The sequence below is a fragment of the Phormidium sp. CCY1219 genome, assembly GCF_055795085.1.
This window is the reverse complement of sequence record NZ_JAYFEQ010000046.1, coordinates 1-221: the sequence shown is the minus strand read 5'-3', so window position 1 is coordinate 221 and position 221 is coordinate 1. Positions and strand designations below refer to the sequence as shown.

Here is a 221-nt window from a genome sequence, read left to right as displayed (position 1 = left end):
GTGTCCTCTAAAACCGATTCTAGGTCAGACACCAAATCTCCTAAAGCCTCATCGAAATTCGGTTCGTCTGGCGTAATGTAAGCTTTGGCATACTCTACCAATGCTTGACCCATATCGGTTGTGCGCCAGTCTTTGCCCTCTGCAACTACGCTATCCATTAATGGCGCAGTTCCTTTCGCACCTCGAACTTGGAAGATAATATCGTTATAGTCTTTATCGGT

1 pseudogene is annotated in these 221 nt (G+C 45.7%); it reads right to left on the bottom strand.

Annotation, left to right across the window (positions count from 1 at the left end):
- Positions 1 to 221: pseudogene (locus tag AC0QH1_RS00370) on the bottom strand (hypothetical protein); the annotation flags it as partial.